We start from the raw sequence: 17051 nt of genomic DNA, 5'->3' as shown, positions 1-17051 counted from the left end.
TGATGGCCCTGCTGATGCGGGCCGAGCTCGCGCAGCCGGGTCTGCAGATCCTGTCGGTCGAGCAGTACAACCAGCTGTTCACCATGCACGGCACGATCATGCTGCTGCTCTACGCGACGCCCCTGGTGTTCGGGTTCGCGAACTACATCGTGCCGCTGCAGATCGGCGCCCCCGACGTGGCGTTCCCGCGCCTCAACGCCTTCTCCTACTGGCTGTTCCTCTTCGGCGGGCTCATCGTCATGGCGGGGTTCCTGACGCCGGGAGGCGCGGCCTCGGCGGGCTGGTTCGCCTACACGCCGCTCTCGGACGCGCCGTACACCCCGCAGCTCGGCCAGGACCTGTGGATCATGGGGCTGGTCGTCTCCGGGCTGGGCACGATCCTCGGCGGCGTCAACTTCGTGACGACGATCGTCTGCATGCGCGCGCCGGGCATGACCATGTTCCGGATGCCGATCTTCACCTGGAACATCCTGGTGACCTCGATCCTGGTGCTGCTGGCCTTCCCGATCCTCACCGCCGCGCTGCTCGGGCTGGCCGCCGACCGACATCTGGGTGCGCACATCTTCGACCCGACCAACGGCGGCACGATCCTGTGGCAGCACATGTTCTGGTACTTCGGGCACCCCGAGGTCTACATCGTCGCGTTGCCCTTCTTCGGCATCGTCACGGAGATCTTCCCGGTCTTCAGCCGCAAACCGGTGTTCGGTTACAAGACCCTGGTGTTCGCCACCCTCGCCATCGGCGCGCTGTCCGTCGCGGTGTGGGCGCACCACATGTTCGCCACCGGTGCCGTGCTGTTGCCCTTCTTCTCGTTCACCACGTTCCTCATCGCCGTGCCGACCGGCATCAAGTTCTTCAACTGGATCGGCACCATGTGGAAGGGGCAGCTGACGCTCGAGACGCCGATGCTGTTCTCGATCGGGTTCCTCGTCACGTTCCTGCTCGGTGGCCTCACCGGCGTCCTGCTGGCCTCGCCGCCGCTGGACTTCCACGTCTCGGACACCTACTTCGTCGTCGCACACTTCCACTACGTGCTGTTCGGGACGATCGTGTTCGCCACCTACGCCGGCATCTACTTCTGGTTCCCGAAGATGACCGGCCGGATGATGGACGAGCGCCTCGGCAGGTTCCATTTCTGGGCGACCTTCATCGGCTTCCACCTGACGTTCCTCGTGCAGCACTGGCTGGGCAACGAGGGCATGCCGCGGCGCTACGCGGACTACCTGCCCACCGACGGCTTCACCACGCTGAACACGATCTCCTCGATCGGCGCGTTCGTCCTCGGCGCGTCGACGCTGCCGTTCCTGTGGAACGTGTTCGTCAGCTACCGGCACGGGCGTCCGGTCGAGGTGGACGACCCGTGGGGCCACGGCAACTCGCTGGAGTGGGCGACCTCGTGCCCGCCGCCGCGGCACAACTTCACCGAACTGCCGCGCATCCGCTCCGAGCGCCCGGCGTTCGAGCTGCACTACCCGCACATGAGCGACCGGATACGGCTGGAGTCCCACGTCGGGTCGTCGGCGCCCAGCCCGGGGGAGATCGCCGCGCACGGCACCGGCGGCGAGCACATCTCCGGCTCCGACCCGCGGAACCGCTGACCCGTGTCGGAACTGCCACGGGTGGTCGGGATCGGCGCGTCGGCCGGCGGGCTGGACGCGGTGGGGACGGTGCTCGCCGGGCTCCCGGCGTCCCTGCCCGCCGCCGTCCTCGTCGTCATCCATCAGTCCGACGCGGCCCCGGGCCGCTTGGCGACCCTGCTCGGGCGCCGGAGCCGGCTGGCGGTCCGGGCGGCCCGTGACGGGGAACCGCTGGTGGCCGGCGTCGTCCACGTGGCGCTGCCCGGGCACCACCTGCTGGTGGAGAAGGGCACGCTGCGGGTGACGCGCGGACCGCGGGAGAACGGTCACCGGCCGGCCATCGACCCGCTCTTCCGGTCCCTCGCGCTCGCGGCGGGGCCGGGTGCGGTCGGCGTCGTGCTCAGCGGGATGCTCGACGACGGCGCGGCGGGGCTATTGGAGATCGTGCGGCACGGGGGCGCCGCCGCGGTGCAGGACCCCGACGATGCGGCCTTCGACGCCATGCCCCTCGCCGCCCTGCGCCAGGTGCCGGGCGCGGTGGTGCGGCCCGCGGCGGAGATCGCCGAGGCCGTCGTCGACCTGGTGGCCCGGCCGGCCCTGGGCACGCTGCGGGGGGACGGACAGCTGGCCGACGAGGTCGCGCTCGCCCTCGGGCGGCACGAGCCCGGGACCGAGCCCGGGCACGGGGCCGCCGGCCTGTCGTGCCCGGACTGCGCGGGCCCGCTGTACGAGATCGAGGAGCCGCACCTGCTCCGCTACCGGTGCCGCATCGGCCACGCGTGGTCGCAGGAGAGCCTGCATCGCGGGCAGGCGGCCGTGGTGGAGCGTGCCCTGGAGGCGGCGCTGCGGGCCCTCGAGGACAAGGCCGCCCTGCAGCACCGCATCGCGCGCAGCGCGGACCAGCGGGGCTCCTCGCGCATGGCCGACCGGGCGCGCGAGACTGCACACGACGCGCTGGCCTCCGCGGCCGCGGTGCGTGACCTGCTGTCGAGCCCCCGGGACGGAGAGGCGTGGTGACCGACGACGACTCCGAGGAGGAGTTCGCCCCCGACACGGAGCCGGACACGGAGCCGGACCCGGGCGCCGAGGCCGAGTTCGAGGCGCTGCTGGCCTTCCTCAAGGAAAGCCGTGGGTTCGACTTCACCGGCTACAAGCGCTCGAGCATCCGCCGCCGGGTTGGGCGCCGGATGCAGCAGGTGGACGTGTCCACCTTCGCCGAGTACCTCGACCTGCTGCAGGTGGACACCGAGGAGTTCACCCAGCTGTTCAACACGGTGCTGATCAACGTCACCGGCTTCCTGCGCGACCCCGAGGCCTGGGAGGAGCTCGCCGGGCAGATCGTCCCGCAGATCCTCGCCCCGAAGCCCCGCGGGGAGTCCGTGCGGGTGTGGTCGGCCGGCTGCGCGAGCGGCGAGGAGGCGTACGGGCTCGCGATGGTGTTCGCCGAGGCCCTCGGGATCGAGGAGTTCCGCGCGCGGGTCAAGGTCTACGCGACCGACGTCGACGAGGACGCCCTCGCCGCGGCCCGCCAGGCCACCTACGGTGAGAAGGAGCTCCAGGCGCTGCCCCCGGGCTGGCGGGAGCGCTACTTCGAGCGCACCGGGTCGCGCTGGACCTTCCGCAGCGATCTGCGGCGGTGCGTGATCTTCGGGCGGAACGACCTCGTGCAGGACGCCCCGATCGGTCGGCTGGACCTGCTGGTCTGCCGCAACACCCTGATGTACCTCAACGCCGAGACGCAGTCCCGCGTGCTGCGGCGCTTCCACTTCGCGCTCAACACCGCGGGCGTGCTGTTCCTGGGCAAGGCCGAGATGCTGCTGAGCCACGGCCGCCTCTTCCTGCCGGTGGACCTCAAGCGGCGGTTCTTCCGTAAGGCCGACCAGGTGGACCCGAGCGGCCGCGGGGTCGGGGCCGTCGGTCGCCTCCAGACGCCGACGCCGCGCGCCGAGTCCCAGCTCGACGACGAGGCGCTGCTGTTCAGTCCGCTCGCGACGGTGGTGGTGACCGCCGACGAGGTGGTCGCCACGGCGAACCGGCGGGCGGAGGCGCAGCTCGGGGTGACCAGCCGGGAGATCGGGCGCCGGTTCACCGAGCTGGAGCTCTGTCACCGGATCGCCGGTCTGCGGTCGTCCTACGAGGACGTCCGCCGTAACCGGACGGCGCTGTGGCAGCACGAGGCCGAGTTCGCGCGGTCCTCCACCGAGACCCTCTTCTTCGACATCCAGGTCGTGCCGCTCGGCGGGCAGCCCGACGCCGGGCCGGCGATCGCCCTGTTCTTCACCGACGTCACGCGCTACCGCCGGATGACCGGGGAGCTGCAGGCCGCCCACCGGCAGGTGGAGACGGCCTACGAGGAGCTGCAGTCCACGGTCGAGGAGCTCGAGACGACCAACGAGGAGCTGCAGTCCACCGTCGAGGAGCTCGAGACCACCAACGAGGAACTGCAGTCCACCGTCGAGGAGCTCGAGACCACCAACGAGGAACTGCAGTCGACCAACGACGAGCTGCAGTCGATGAACGACGAGATGCGGGACCGGACCTCGCAGCTCGACCGGGCCAACGACTTCCTCGAGTCGGTGCTGGGCAGCCTGCGCACCGCCGTCGTCGTCGTCGACAACGAGCTGATCGTGCAGGCGTGGAACGGCCGGGCGGACGACCTCTGGGGTCTGCGCTCGGACGAGGCGGTGGGACAGCACCTGCTCAACCTCGACATCGGCCTCGCGACCGACCGCGTCCGGCCCCTGGTCCGCGATGTCCTGCACGGCGACGGCCAGCGCGACGACCCGCTGCGCGTCGAGGCGATCAACCGTCGCGGCCGCACGGTGCAGCTCGCGATCGCCGTCTCCCCGCTCCTCGGGCGCCAGGGTCGGCCCGACGGCGCGATCATCCTGATGGACCAACTCGATCCCGGAACGACGCACGGAACGTGACGAATACGTGTCGGAGGAGGAAACTGTCAGCGTGAGCGCGGAGGGAATCGACGACGGGCTGGCCGGACTCGTCGCGTTGCTGGAGACGGTGTCGGATCGGCTCGACGCGTTCGACCGTCTCGCCGGTGAGGACGGGTCGGCCCAGGAGAACCGGACGATCCGTCAGGGGCGGGCGCACCTGGCCCGCGCCGAGGCCCGTCGGGTCCGCGAGGAGGTCGGCGAGGTCCGTCGTCGCGCGCGGGAGCTGGCGCGACGCTCGGAGCTGATCCGGCGGGTGACGGCGTCGGTGTCGACACCGCCGTCCGACGCGCCCGACGCCGGCGCGACGGAGCTCGCCGCCGCACGGGCCGCGTTCGCGGTGCGCCCCAGCGGCGACCGCGCCACCCGGCTCGTCGACCTCACCCGCCGGGTGATCCCCGGCGCCGCCTGGTCCCGCTACGTCCCCCCGACCGGGGCGGGCGTCACCGTCGGCACGATCCACCCCGGCGCGGTCGCCACCGTCGACACGGCGGTCCGCGCCGTCCTCGCCGCCGGGACCGTGGAGCTGACGATCCCCGGGACCGCCTGCCACCCGGCGCTGGCCGGTGCCGCGCGGGACGCCGGGGCCCGCGGCCTGCTGCTGCGGGCCGTCGGCGACTCCGGGGGCGGCCTGGCGGTGGGCCTCCGGGACGCCGCCGGCGTCGACGCGGCGACCCTCGCGCTGGTCCGCGACGTCGCCGACCGACTCGGCCGCCCGGCCGGCGACGCGGCGGCCCCCGACCTCGCCGCGGCCGCGGCCGTCCTCGCCCGGCACCTCGACCTCGACGACGACGAGGCGTTCGAGGTGCTGCTGGAGACGGCGGTCGCCCTCGACGAGCCGCCGGGCGACGTGGGCCGTCACCTCGTGGCCGCCCTCGTCCCGCCCCTGCGTGACGACCGTCCCGACGCGGAGCCCGCCGCCCTGCGCCGCGCCGTCGAGTACATCGAGGCGCACGCGGGGGAGGACGTATCGCTCGACGAGATCGCCCAGGCCGCCCGGATCGGCCCCCGCGCGCTGCAGCTGGCGTTCAACCGGCACCGCGGCGGCTCGCCCATGGCCTACCTGCGCCAGGTCCGGCTCGCCCGCGCGCACCGCGACCTCGAGACGGCCGACCCCACCCGGGGCGACACCGTCGCCGCGATCGCTGCCGCGTGGGGCTTCGCCAATCCGGGCCGCTTCGCGACGATGTACCGCGAGACCTACGGCGTCTCGCCGAGCCGGACGCTGCGGGCCTGACGCGTCAGGACGAGGTCCGCTGCATCGCGACGACGACGAGGCCGTGGCCGGAGCGGTCGGCTCACCCCTGCCGGGTCTGCTCCACGAGCCAGGTCGCGACGTCGCGGAGCTTGACGTTGGTGGACTGCGAGGCCTCGGTGAGCCGCGTGAAGGCCTCGTCGGGGGTGATCCCGTCCCGGGAGACGAGGATGCCCTTGGCCTGGCCGATCACGTCGCGGCCCTCGAGGGCGCGCAGGAGGCCGCCCACCCGGCGGGCGCCGAGGAGCAGGACCGCGGTCTGCCGGGCCAGGAGGCGCGCGGCGGTCACCGCGACCGTCCCGAAGGCGTGCGGCCGCGGGGCGTGGAAGACCGCGGCGAGGTGTGGTCCGCGGTCCCGGCCCCGGTCCTGACCCTCGGCGGTGAGACGGACGACGAGCAGGCTGCCGACCCCGAGCGCCGGCGCGTCCGCGGCGAGGTCCGGCCACCGGGCGTCGCGCCGCAGGTCGGGGACCTCGACGACGTCGCCCGCGAGCGCCGCGGGCGCCGGGCCGGAGCCGGTGCGGCGCACGTGCTCCGCGAGGGCGTCGAGGACGTCGTCGTCGTCGTGGTGGAGCGTCGCGAACCCGCCGTCGTCGTCGCACCAGACGAGCCCGACGCCCGCCGCTGCGGGGAGCACGGTGCGCGCCGCCTCCAGCAGATGGTCCAGCACGTCGCCGTGGTCCTCGATCCGGGCATCGAGCAGGCGGTCCGCGGCTGCGGCCACGTGGTCCCACCAGGCGGCGGCCGGGCTCCCCTCGGCGTCGCGACGCCGCTCGGCCCGCCGGCCGCGCATCTCCTCCGCGATGGCCACGGCGCGGCGCCGGACGTCCTCGAGCCCGTCGCGCATGTCCTGCGCCCGCTCCCGGGCGTGGGAGGCCCGCGCCCGGTGCATCGCCCCGGTCTCGGCGGCGGAGGTCGCGTCGTCGTCGGGCGAGGTGCTGCCCAACGCGCCGAGCCGGGCGCCGACCTGGTCGAGCAGGTCGATCACCTCGGCCAGCATGGCCTGCGGCTCGTCGGGCACCGTCGTCCTCTTTCCCGCTGACACGGCGCGAGCGCACGCCGGGCGGACCGGGCCCCCGCGGGCGGGGGCCCGGTCCCGGAACACCTCGGTCCGCCGCCCCCGGGGTGGAGCCACGACCGCTGACACGCCGGCCGTCAGTAGACCGTGCGGGGCATTTTCCGGCAACCGCGTCCCGGCACGCGGTCCGGGGGTTGACCGGACCGCCCGGGCGGACATCCCGGGGCCACGACCCGAGGAGGCCCCATGACGACCCAGTCCGACCCACCCCCCAACGACGACGCGGACGACCGGTCGCTCGACACCGTGCCGGCCGACCAGGACCCGTCCGACGACCGCGAGGCGGCCGACCCCGCACCGACCGGGGAACGCTGATCCGGACGGACGGCCGGGAACCGGGCGTTTGGCCGAGAGTTCCCGCCGTCCACCCGGTGCAGGTCGTCGACGTCGTTCCAGCCCCGGGCGGCCTGTCCGACCTCCACCACGCAGAGGGGCTACTCCGTGTTCCTTCACGTCCAGCGCATGCTCAACGAGATCGCCGCCGACGAGCCGGATCCGGCCGCCGCCAACGCCCTGCAGGAGGGGCTGGGCGGTCAGTTCGGCGAGATGCGCACGATGATGCAGTACCTCTTCCAGAGCTTCAATTTCCGTGGCCCGACGGGCAAGCCGTTCCGTGACCTGCTGTACGGCATCGGCACCGAGGAGATCGGGCACGTCGAGCTGATCGCCTCCACGATCGCCCAGCTCGTCGACGGGTCGCCGCGCTACCAGGGCAACCCGACGTCGCTGGACGAGCCCGGTGCGGGCGGCGCGACGCCGCTGAACATCGCGCTCTCGGGCGGCAACATCCACCACTGGCTGGTCGGCGCCCAGGGCGCGCTGCCGGTGGACGCGCAGGGCGACCCGTGGACCGGCAAGTACGTCTACGACTCCGGCAACCTGCCGCTGAACCTGCTCTACAACCTCATGCTCGAGTCGACCGGCCGCCTGCAGAAGTGCCGGCTCTACGAGATGACCGCCAACAAGACCGCCCGTTCCACCATCGCCTACCTCATCGTGCGCGACCAGGCCCACGAGAACGCCTACGCCAAGGCGCTGGAGTGCCTCGGGGTGGAGTGGAACAAGCTCCTGCCGATCCCGAAGACGAACGCCGAGCAGTTCCCCGAGGTCAGGACGCTGACCGACCAGGGCCTGCAGTCCAAGCAGTACACGTTCAGCCTCGACCAGCTCTCCGAGGCCGGACGGATCATCCAGGGCACCTCGCCGTCGAAGGACGGCACGTCGATGTCGACCGAGCAGGCCCCGGAGGGCATCCCCTTCCCCGGCATCGCCGTCGAGCGGCCCGAGGAGTTCGGCCCCGGCCTCGACCCCGAGCTCATGGAGCTGGTGCAGGCCACCGCCGAGATGGAGATGCAGGCCGAGTCCGCCCCGCCGCAGTGGGGCCCGGCCGGCCGCTGAGCCTGACCCGTCGTCGGGCCCGGAACGACGGACGGGCCGCCTGCCACCGGTGAGGGTGGCGGACGGCCCGTCCGTGGTGTGGGGGTCGATCAGGACTTGAAGGCGTCCTTGATCTTCTCGCCGGCCTGCTTGACGTTGGCCTTGCCCTGCTGGGCGCGGCCCTCCACCTCGAGCTTCTCGTTGCCGACGGTCTTGCCGACGGTCTCCTTGACCTTGCCGGTCAGCTCGTCGATCTTGTTGCCGGCCTTGTCGTCCGCGCTCATCGACGGTCTCCTTCCTCCTGGCGGGCTCTGCTCGCCGCCGTCCACCGGGGGAGTACCCCCGGACGGTCCACTTGCTGCACCTACGCGAGGACGATCTGCACCTGCCCCGTCCGGGGGCTCGCGACGTACACCCGGCCCTGCCCGAGGGCGACCAGGTCGGGCTGCGTGACCGTCGCGAGGTCGAGCACGGTGCGCGGCTGGTCGGCCGAGCTCAGGTCGATCGCGACGAGGCGGTCCGTCCCGGTCAGCGTGACCCAGAGCCGGTCGGTCGTCGCGTCGTAGACGGTCCCGTACGGGGCGGTCGAGGCGCCGAGCTGGATCGGGGCCAGCGGCGTCGGGGCCTGCCCGGTGAGGTCGTAGCGCCGGATCACCCCGGCCCGGGTGTCGGTGACGAGCAGTCGGCCGTGCCGGTCGATCGTCACGGCGGTGGACCCATCGCCGGCCGGTACGGCGGTCAGCTCCCGCATCGTCGCCAGGTCGACCAGGTGCACCACCGAACGCTCGGTGTCGAGCACCGCGGCCCGCTCCCCGGCGACTGCGAGCGCGACCGGTCGGCCGAGACCGCCGACCTGGCCCGCGACCCGGCCGTCGCGCAGCAGCGACAGGGAACCGTTCGAGGAGACACCCGCCGCCTCGCGGCGCGCGTCGCCGGCGACACCGGTCGCGGCGACGAGGAGGTTCCCGGACGGATCGAGGGCGAGCGCCTGCACCCCGGCCGGCGCACCCGCCGGGGCGTCGGTAACGGCCCCGGAGGGCAGGGTGACCCCGGTCAGCCCGGCCGACGGGTCGGCCAGCACGAGCCCGGAGCGGTCGCCGGAGGACACCGCGGACCGCGGGCTGCCGGTCACGGTGGACCGGGCCGCGACGGCGGCGGTGTCCGGGTTCACCTGCACGGTGGCGGCGGAGCTCGTGCCGACGAGCGTGACCACGGCCCGCTGGTCGACGGGGGAGACCGTGAGGGTGGTCGCGGCACCGTCCCCGAGATCGGTGACCCGGCCGGCCGGGGTGACGGTCGCCTGGGGCGAGGTCGCCGGCAGCGTCGTGGCCGGGGGCGCCGGGGCGGGCGCCGGTGTCGAGGGCACGGGCGTGGCCGGGGCCGGGGCGGCCGACGAGGTCGGCGCACCCGCGCCCGGTGGCACGACCAGCGGGGTGTCGGCGCAGGCGCCGAGCAGGGCCGCGAGGGCCACCGTCACGACGGCGGCCCGGCGCGCGCTCACGAGACCCGCCGCTCGTCCTTGCCGGCCCGCCCGGTGCGCAGCAGCAGCTCCACGGGCAGCGTCTCGGTGCCGAGCGCGCTGCGCAGCCGCGGGAGGGCGTGCTGCTCGAGGTGGGCCCGGGCCTCGGTCGCGTCGGCCCGGGCGTCCACGGCGAGCTCGACGTAGAGCGCCGGGCGCGGGGCGGGCGCGGTCAGCCGCGCCGTGGCGTCGGCGATCGCCGGGTGCGCCTCGAGGTCGTCGCACAGGGCGTCGGCGATGACCGAGGAGGAGGCGGTGGTCCGCCCCTCCACCGGGCCCGCGGCCTCGGCGGACCACGCCGACCCGGCCGGGCGACGGCGGGCCTGGGCGATCAGCCAGCGCAGGGCGAGGAGCCCGACGACGATCCCGGCGGCGGCCACGATCCACGCGCCCCACGAGGGCAGCGAGGACGACGGCACGATCGCGGCGTTCGACGCGACCAGCGGGAGCTGCCCGGTCGAGATGCCGGCGGCGAGCAGCGCGGCGGCGATCAGGAGGATCCCGACGACGGCGAGCAGACTCCGGTTGAGCCGGGCGGGCGGATTCGTGGCACGACCACGAGCCATGACGATCACCGCTCCTTGCGGGTGGAGGACACGCTCACGCGCAGCCGCGGGGGGCGGGTGAGCCCGAGCGTGTCGAGGTCGGTGGACAGGGCGGACTCGACGGCCTCACGCAGCTCGCCGGTGGTCGCCCGGTGGGTCCTGGCGACGACCTTGACGCTGCGGCGCCGGACCTTCGCGGTCGCGCCGGAGACGCCCTCGACGGTCTGCGCGCGGCGGCGCAGGCGCTGGCCGAGGTCGTTGCGGTGCCAGCCGGCGGCCTCGACGCCGCCGCCCGACCACGGGCCCCAGTCCCCGGCGTCGCCGCCGGTGGCGGGAGCGGGGGTGGTGGTCACCGGCAGGACGTGCGACGGGCCGGGCAGGATCGCCGCGAGCAGCAGGACGAGGCCGACGAGGGCGGCGACGCCCGCCACGATCAGGACGATCGAGGACTCCCAGGCGACCCCCGCGAGGGCCGAGGGCACCGCGTCGAGCGAGACGACGGGAGTACGCCCGAGCAGCGTCTGGATGGCGCTGGTCGCCGCGAGCGCCCCGAGCGCGAGCAGCACGAGGGCCACCAGGAACGCGGGCAGCGTGCGGCGGGGACGGCGGGTCATGCGACCACCCGCCCGGTCGCGCGCGGTGCGGCACCGCTGAGCACGGAGACGGTGACGTCGATCCGCGACACGTGCAGGCCCGTGTACTCGTCGATCCGGGTCCGGATGCGGTCGCGGGCGGCGTCGGCGGTCGCGGCCAGGCCGTGCGGGTAGCGCACGGCGGTCTGCAGGTCGGCCTCGACCTGGTCGCCGGTGCGGCGCACGGTCGCCCGGGCCGACCGGCCGAGGGTGCCGGACCTCGTGGTCGTGTCCACGCCCTCCACCTCGGCGGCGGCCGCGACGACGAGCTTCTCGACGACGGTGTCGGCGATGGTGAGCGAACCCCGGTCAGCGGCGTCGGTGGGCGCAGGGGTCGCGACGGTCGTGGCGGTCACAGCCGATTCCTCCCCCGATCCGACCCGGCGCCGCGGAGCTGCTCGCCGATCTCGTTGAGGTCGAGCTGCCCGTCGAGCCAGCGGCCGACGGCGAGCCCGACGGCGGCGAGCACGAGCACGAGCAGGAATGTGCCGAACCCGCCGAACGCACCGGCGAATCCGAGGGCGATGCCCACGGCCAGGCCGAGGACGGTGTTGGTGGTGAACATGGGTTCTCCTTGTCCTGGAGAGAGTCCTGCAGAGAGGGGGCGCGGGCGGTGCCCGCGCGATCACGTGACGAGGGGTCGGACGGAGCGGGATCGGACGGAGCGGTCAGACGACGTCGGCGACGGTGACCTCGGCCGGGACGCCGGGGGCGACGGGCGCGACGGCGGCGCGGACCTGCTCGCCGACCCGCGCGAGCACCGCGCCGTAGGGCGCGGCGACCGCGATCTCGAGCCCGACGGCCCGGCCGTCGCTCTCGACGACCCGGATGCCCGGCACCCGCCGGCCGGGCAGCAGCGTCGCGACGCTGCCGTGCAGGCCGGGGTGCAGGCCGGCCACGAGGGGGCAGGCCTGCACCGCGGCGGCGACCCGGTCGACGTCGAGCCCGCCGATCACCGCGGGGGCGGGGTGGGGCCCGGCGGCGCTCATCGCACGCGGGCGGGCTCGGCCGGGGCCGCGTCGGCGCCGTCGTCGTCGCTGGGCAGGTGCAGGTCGACGACGTCGACGTTGACCTCGGTGACCTCGAGGCCGGTCATGCGCTCGACGGCGGAGATGACGTTGCGGCGCACGGAGCGGGCCAGGTCGGCGATCGCGACGCCGTACTCGACGACGATGGTCAGGTCGACGGCGGCCTGGCGCTCGCCGACCTCGACCGACACGCCCTGGGTGACCGACGAGCGGCTGCCGGGGATGCGCTCGGTGATGGCGCCGAAGGCACGGGCGGCGGAGCCCCCGAAGCCGTACACGCCGCTCACCTCGCGGGCGGCGAGGCCCGCGACCTTGGCGACGACCGCGTCGGCGATCGTCGTCTTGCCCTGCGTGCTCTCCAGCGCCGAGCCGGTGGCCTTCGGGGTGGTGGCCGGGGTGGTGACCGGGGTGGTCATCGCGTGTCCTCCTCCTTCGCGACGACGGCGCCGCCCGGGGTGGGCGGGGAGTGTCCGTCGTACTCGGTGGTGGGACACCGGATCGCGCGCGATCGTCACGCGCCGTTCGAGTGAGCTGGCTCTCCCGACGCCTCCCGGGGGAGTAGCACCTCGTCGATGACGACGGAGACCGACACCGGCTCGAGGCCGGTATTGGCCCGGACGCCCGCGACGACCGCGGCACGGACCTGGTCGGCCAGCGCCTGCAGGTCCCGCCCGTAGTCCGCGGCGAGCACGATCTCGATGGCCGTCGACGTCCCGGCGACCCCGGCGCTGGCCTGCGGTCCACGCGCCATGTCGGAGGGCTGGGCGGAGTGCACCGAGGTCTCGGGGAAGTCGGGGTCGGGGGCGCCACGACGGTGCCCCGCCCGGTCGAGCTTGCCGAGGGCGCCGCGGACGCCGGCCACGCGGGCGGCGTGGTGGCGGGCGATCGCCGCGACGACGCGCCCGGAGATGCGGGTGTGGCCGTAGCCCTCGTCGATCCGGGCGAACTCCGCGTCCTCGCTGACCCCGCGGATGCTCATGAGCACGGAGTCGAGCACGCCGGGCGGGGCCTGCGGCCGGTCCGCGGCGACGCTGCGCATGGGCGCCCAGAGCCGGTCGAACTCGGCGAGCGCGGCCTGGCAGTGCAGGCACCCGCGCTGGTGGTCGTCGAGGGCCACCGCACCGTGCTCGGTGACCTGCTCGAGCAACGGCTGCGGATCGCGGCCGCACGGCAACGCGGCGTCGATGCCGAGCAGGTCGACCGCGGAGTCGCCGGCGTCCGGGGAGTCCGCGGAGCCGTCGGTGTGCGTGGGACGCGCGTCGGGCCCGTCGGTCATGCCCAGCTCCTCATCTGCTTGACCAGGTGGGCCCGTCCCCGGGCCAGCCTTCCGCGCACGGTGGCCTCGGGGACCTTGAGCACCGACGCGGCCTGGGCGTAGCTCAGTCCCTCGAGCTGGATCAGGACCAGGGCCACGCGGAGTTCCTCCGGCATGTCGGCCAGGGCGGCCAGACCCGCCTCGAGCTCCTGGCCGGCCACCACCCGGGCCTCCGGTCCGGGGGAGCTCGGGTGCACCGTCTCGGTCAGCTCCTCGGTGGGGCGTCGACGACGTCGCACGTTGAGGCAGCGGTTGACCACCACCCGGTAGAGCCACGTGGTGAACGCGGCGCTGCCGGTGAACCCGGCGAGGCCGGTCCAGAGCTGGATCGCGATCTCCTGGGTGACGTCGTCGGCGTCGGCCGGGTTCGCGAGCACCCGCAGGGCGATGCGGTAGATGCGGTCGCGGTGGCGGCGCAGCAGTTCCTCGTAGGCGTCGGCGTCACCCTCGACCACCCGGCCGACCAGCCAGCGGTCGACGTCGGGGTCCTCCCCGGGCGGGCGCGGCGCGGGCCGCTCGTGGTCCAGCCCGGCGGGCGGCGGCCCGGCGTCGGGTGCCTCCCGTCGCGGGTCCAGCGTCGATGCTGCCACCCGGGCCACCGTGTCCTCTCGCTCGGCCGTGACCCGTTGCTCGAGTCGCGCCCCGCGCACCCCGTACCCGAATGGTTGAACGCTGCACCATTGCGTGCTACCGATCACGCCATTTGAGGGATGACGAACCCGCTGTTCCCCGTGTCGTACCGGCGCATCCCACCCGGCCGGACCCGCCCGCGGTCGCGATCACGGCCCGTCCACGTCACCGTGGTCGACGTCGACCCGGCGCGGTGCGCCGCGCGGGGTCGGGGCCGTCGGCCCCGACCCCGGCGGACTCAACGACCGGCGAGCTTGCGGGCACCGCGGTCGGCCTGCTCGCTGCCCCGGGCGGCACCGAGGCCGACCAGACGCAGCCCGCCGGTCGCGACCGCGCCGACGAGTCGGCCGGTGACGCGCACCGGGTTCAGCAGCACCGCGAGGCGGTCGAACGGCGTCGCGGCCGCCTCCGTGGCGGCGTGGATGACGTTGCCGGTGCGGGACGCGACCGAGTCCAGCTCCCGCTGGGCCCGCTTCCCCTCCCGGGCGGCGCGGTCGGTGGAGGCCACCAGGCGCTCGCCGGCCTGGTCGGCGCGCTCGTCGACCACCGCAGCGGTGCGGCGGCCGAGGCCGCGGGCCTCCCCGGCGACCTGACGGCCGGTGCGGTCGGCCTGGTCGGCGATCTGGCCGCCCGTCGTCCGGGCGATCGAGGACACGTCCTCGGCGGCCGAGCGCAGCGACTTCTCGCCGGAGCGGACCTCGTCGACCTGCTGCGCCACGCCGTCGGCGGCGGCCGACGCGGTGGCCGCGGCCTTCTCGGCCCCGTCCTGCGCCTCGCCCGCCGTCTTCTTCGCGACGGTCTTCGCGTCCTCCCCGATCTCCTTCGCGTCCGCCTGGGCGGCCTTGCCTGCGGCCTTCGCGGTCTCCTTGCCCTTCGCGCCCGTCACGGCGGCGGCGAGCTCCGTCGCGACTGCCGCGGTGTCGTCGGCGTCGCGCTCCACGTGGCGCCGCTGGACCTCCTTGCCGTCGACGTCGTGCACGATCACCTCGCCGCCGCCGTCGTTGGAGACGATCTCCACGGCGCGCGTGATCGCCTCGGCCTGTACCGCGAGCACCGCGCTCGCCCGGCTCGCGTCGGTCTTCTCGACGGCCCAGCCGTCGTCCACCGCGCGTACGTGTCGATCCGACATGGTGTCCTCCCGTGTGTTCGAGTGGCTCGTCGTCCGCCCCGGCACCCCGCGGGGGGACACGGGACGGGTTCCCCTGTACGACACGGCAGGTACGTCGACGTCATCCGCCCCCTCGTGTTAGCCCCGACACATGTTCCGGACGCCCGCCGGGGACCGGATCGGGTAGCCGGGCCCCTCGAACCGGCCACGACCGTGGAGGAGGAGCGATGAGCACGGAGAACGAGCGCGCCGCGCAGCAGGAGACCGACCGCGCCGAGGAGGAGGGCGGGCCGGACCGCGCCGCCCGGGCACACGAGAAGGAGGACCGGCAGCCGCCGGAGGCGACGAACCGCGTCGAGGGCGACTGACGCCGGCCCACCGGCCGACGCCGCCGGACCCGCCGCACCCGTCGTCGGGACCAGGTGGGTCGACGGCGGGTCTACGGCGTGGCCGGCTCGAGCTCCGCGTGGGCGGCGATCCGCGCCGCCTGCTCGCGGACGCTGCGGTGACCGGGCTCGGTGCGGTCGAGGAAGTCGACGAGCAGCCGCGTGAACCGGCCGGGGTCGTCGGCGTGCGGGAAGTGCCCGGCGCCCTCGAACAGCTCCAGCCGGCTGCCCGGCATGAGCGCGTGGGCCCGGTGGCCGTGGGCGACCGGGATCATCGAGTCGGCGGTGCCCCACACGATCAGCGTGGGCAGGCCCTCGGTGAGGTAGAGCCGCTCGGTCGCGCGGACGCGCTGCCCACCCGGGTCGAGGACGCTGCGGGCGGTGTGGAGGAACGCCCGCCGGTGGTCCGGGTCGGCGAGCGAGGCGAACGACCGCGCCGACTCGCCGACCGACCCGCGCAGCCGTCGCAACCCGGGCACCGTCGTCACGAGGCGGTCGATCCCCGCGACGACGTGCCGGTTGGCGAGGACCGGCAGGACCCAGTCGGCACCGGGCAGCGTCGCCGCGCGCAGCACCGGGCTCACCTCGCGGCCGAGGCCGCCGGACGAGACCAGCACGAGCCGGTCGCAGTGCTCGGGGAACTGCAGCGCGAACTGCTGCACCACGCCGCCGCCGAGCGAGTGCCCGACGACGGCCGCGTGGTCGTAGCCGAGGACCGCGAGCAGGTCCCGGACGCCGGTGGCGTAGCCGCCGAGCGAGTAGTCTGCCCAGGGCGCGGAGGACGATCCGTGGCCGACGAGGTCGGGCACGATCACGTGGCGGCCGTCGCGCCGCCGGGCCAGCTCGGCGAGCACGGGCTGCCAGGTCGCCGCGCTGCCGGCGATGCCGTGCACGAGCACCACGACCTCGCCGACGGGATGCGTCCACGGGCCCGACCGGTCGTCGTCGACGTGGTGGGCGGGGATGGACTCCCAGAACCCGACCGCCTCGCCGTGCACGGTCACCGTGCGTCGACGGGTACGGCGTGCGTGCGGGATGGCCATGGGGACGGGTTCCCGACGACGGGTGTGCGCAGCACGTGACGGCCGCGACCCGGGGTGGTGTGACGCACGGGGATGACCCCGGTGACCTACCAGGCCCCGGGTGCGAACTCGGCCGTCATGTCGCGCCAGCCGAGCGGCTCCCCGCAGTGCCCGCAGGTGAGCCGGGCGTCGGCGGCGTGGCCGCAGGCGCGGTGGACGAGCGTGACCGGGGGGACGTCGTTCTCGTAGCGGTCCCCCCACGCCATCACCGCGACCAGGACCGGGTAGAGGTCGGCGCCCTTCGCGGTGAGGCGGTACTCGTGGCGGGCCGGGTGGTCCTGGTAACGGACGCGCTCGAGCACGCCGCGCTCGGTGAGCAGCCGCAGCCGGTCGTTGAGGACGTTGCTGCCGAGGCCCAGCTTCGAACGGAAGTGGTCGTACCGCCGTTCGCCGCGGAAGCACTCGCGCAGGATCAGCATCGTCCAGCGCTCCCCGATGATCGACCAGGTCCGGGCCACCGAGCAGTAGACGTCCCCGAGCTCGTCGTGCTTCATGGCGCCACCCTACGTCGGACTCTTTTCTGGTCCGAGGAGGTTGCGGGCCGCGGACGCTCCTCTCTAGGGTCGATCTC

The 17051-nt window shown here is 74.4% G+C and carries 21 protein-coding genes; 7 read left to right on the top strand and 14 right to left on the bottom strand.

What is annotated here, in order from left to right:
• The 4 genes from ctaD to A3CO_RS39030 form a co-directional block, all read left to right on the top strand.
• Positions 1–1598 (top strand): aa3-type cytochrome oxidase subunit I (ctaD, locus tag A3CO_RS32005; protein ID WP_018332703.1); only part of this gene is annotated, 1598 nt, incomplete at its 5' end.
• Between the two features lie 3 nt (positions 1599–1601).
• Entirely contained in the window at positions 1602–2594 is a 993-nt protein-coding gene (locus A3CO_RS0113060) for a chemotaxis protein CheB (protein ID WP_026204563.1), read from the top strand.
• Positions 2588–4507: a CheR family methyltransferase gene (locus tag A3CO_RS0113055; protein ID WP_018332701.1), complete on the top strand. Its 1920-nt coding sequence runs from the start codon at positions 2588–2590 to the stop codon at positions 4505–4507. Before A3CO_RS0113060 ends, A3CO_RS0113055 begins: the two co-directional genes overlap by 7 nt.
• A gap of 31 nt (positions 4508–4538) precedes the next feature.
• The gene (locus tag A3CO_RS39030) at positions 4539–5762 is read left to right on the top strand and encodes a helix-turn-helix transcriptional regulator (protein ID WP_018332700.1); all 1224 of its coding nucleotides are present in this window, start codon (positions 4539–4541) and stop codon (positions 5760–5762) included.
• Between the two features lie 61 nt (positions 5763–5823).
• On the opposite strand, the gene A3CO_RS35810 is transcribed toward A3CO_RS39030, so the two are convergent.
• Positions 5824–6801 carry a GAF and ANTAR domain-containing protein gene (locus A3CO_RS35810; protein WP_018332699.1) on the bottom strand — a complete coding sequence of 326 codons (978 nt, stop codon included), beginning with the start codon at positions 6799–6801 and terminating at the stop codon, positions 5824–5826.
• Positions 6802–7044: 243 nt separating this feature from the next.
• Here A3CO_RS35810 and A3CO_RS40010 point away from each other — a divergent pair, with 243 nt between their 5' ends.
• Positions 7045–7173 carry a hypothetical protein gene (locus tag A3CO_RS40010; RefSeq protein ID WP_018332698.1) on the top strand — a complete coding sequence of 43 codons (129 nt, stop codon included), beginning with the start codon at positions 7045–7047 and terminating at the stop codon, positions 7171–7173.
• Positions 7174–7299: 126 nt separating this feature from the next.
• Positions 7300–8256: a manganese catalase family protein gene (locus A3CO_RS0113035; RefSeq protein WP_026204562.1), complete on the top strand. Its 957-nt coding sequence runs from the start codon at positions 7300–7302 to the stop codon at positions 8254–8256.
• Positions 8257–8345: 89 nt separating this feature from the next.
• On the opposite strand, the gene A3CO_RS31990 is transcribed toward A3CO_RS0113035, so the two are convergent.
• The 11 genes from A3CO_RS31990 to A3CO_RS31970 form a co-directional block, all read right to left on the bottom strand.
• Positions 8346–8519 carry a CsbD family protein gene (locus A3CO_RS31990; protein WP_018332696.1) on the bottom strand — a complete coding sequence of 58 codons (174 nt, stop codon included), beginning with the start codon at positions 8517–8519 and terminating at the stop codon, positions 8346–8348.
• Positions 8520–8599: 80 nt separating this feature from the next.
• Complete coding sequence (locus A3CO_RS0113025) at positions 8600–9736, bottom strand: NHL repeat-containing protein (protein ID WP_018332695.1); 1137 nt, start codon at positions 9734–9736, stop codon at positions 8600–8602.
• The gene (locus A3CO_RS0113020) at positions 9733–10320 is read right to left on the bottom strand and encodes a hypothetical protein (protein WP_157647513.1); all 588 of its coding nucleotides are present in this window, start codon (positions 10318–10320) and stop codon (positions 9733–9735) included. Before A3CO_RS0113020 ends, A3CO_RS0113025 begins: the two co-directional genes overlap by 4 nt.
• 5 nt (positions 10321–10325) lie before the next feature.
• Complete coding sequence (locus tag A3CO_RS0113015; protein ID WP_018332693.1) at positions 10326–10913, bottom strand: DUF6286 domain-containing protein; 588 nt, start codon at positions 10911–10913, stop codon at positions 10326–10328.
• The gene (locus A3CO_RS31985) at positions 10910–11287 is read right to left on the bottom strand and encodes an Asp23/Gls24 family envelope stress response protein (RefSeq protein ID WP_018332692.1); all 378 of its coding nucleotides are present in this window, start codon (positions 11285–11287) and stop codon (positions 10910–10912) included. Before A3CO_RS31985 ends, A3CO_RS0113015 begins: the two co-directional genes overlap by 4 nt.
• Entirely contained in the window at positions 11284–11496 is a 213-nt protein-coding gene (locus tag A3CO_RS0113005) for a hypothetical protein (RefSeq protein WP_018332691.1), read from the bottom strand. The genes A3CO_RS31985 and A3CO_RS0113005 overlap by 4 nt, the downstream gene beginning before the upstream one ends.
• Before the next feature lie 103 nt (positions 11497–11599).
• Complete coding sequence (locus A3CO_RS31980) at positions 11600–11920, bottom strand: hypothetical protein (RefSeq protein ID WP_018332690.1); 321 nt, start codon at positions 11918–11920, stop codon at positions 11600–11602.
• Positions 11917–12375, bottom strand: coding sequence for an Asp23/Gls24 family envelope stress response protein (locus tag A3CO_RS0112995; protein ID WP_018332689.1), 459 nt, complete (start codon positions 12373–12375; stop codon positions 11917–11919). The genes A3CO_RS31980 and A3CO_RS0112995 overlap by 4 nt, the downstream gene beginning before the upstream one ends.
• Before the next feature lie 95 nt (positions 12376–12470).
• On the bottom strand, positions 12471–13235 hold the full coding sequence (locus A3CO_RS35805) for an Asp23/Gls24 family envelope stress response protein (protein ID WP_018332688.1): 765 nt from the start codon (positions 13233–13235) through the stop codon (positions 12471–12473).
• The gene (locus A3CO_RS0112985; protein ID WP_245561498.1) at positions 13232–13864 is read right to left on the bottom strand and encodes an RNA polymerase sigma factor; all 633 of its coding nucleotides are present in this window, start codon (positions 13862–13864) and stop codon (positions 13232–13234) included. Before A3CO_RS0112985 ends, A3CO_RS35805 begins: the two co-directional genes overlap by 4 nt.
• 278 nt (positions 13865–14142) lie before the next feature.
• The gene (locus A3CO_RS31970) at positions 14143–15033 is read right to left on the bottom strand and encodes a DUF2188 domain-containing protein (protein WP_033414369.1); all 891 of its coding nucleotides are present in this window, start codon (positions 15031–15033) and stop codon (positions 14143–14145) included.
• A 206-nt stretch (positions 15034–15239) separates the two neighbouring features.
• On the opposite strand from A3CO_RS31970, the gene A3CO_RS38075 reads away from it, so the two are divergent.
• Positions 15240–15380: a hypothetical protein gene (locus A3CO_RS38075; RefSeq protein ID WP_018332685.1), complete on the top strand. Its 141-nt coding sequence runs from the start codon at positions 15240–15242 to the stop codon at positions 15378–15380.
• 71 nt (positions 15381–15451) lie between these two features.
• On the opposite strand, the gene A3CO_RS31965 is transcribed toward A3CO_RS38075, so the two are convergent.
• Positions 15452–16441, bottom strand: a complete 990-nt coding sequence (locus tag A3CO_RS31965; RefSeq protein WP_084681807.1) for an alpha/beta fold hydrolase — start codon at positions 16439–16441, stop codon at positions 15452–15454.
• Between the two features lie 86 nt (positions 16442–16527).
• A complete protein-coding gene (locus tag A3CO_RS0112965) occupies positions 16528–16974 on the bottom strand; it encodes a winged helix-turn-helix transcriptional regulator (protein ID WP_018332683.1) in 447 nt (148 codons plus the stop codon).
• Positions 16975–17051 lie beyond the last annotated feature (77 nt).

The organism is Actinomycetospora chiangmaiensis DSM 45062 (assembly GCF_000379625.1).
Taxonomy (GTDB): domain Bacteria; phylum Actinomycetota; class Actinomycetes; order Mycobacteriales; family Pseudonocardiaceae; genus Actinomycetospora; species Actinomycetospora chiangmaiensis.
Note: the sequence above shows the minus strand (reverse complement) of the source record. Positions and strands in the feature narration are given on the sequence as shown.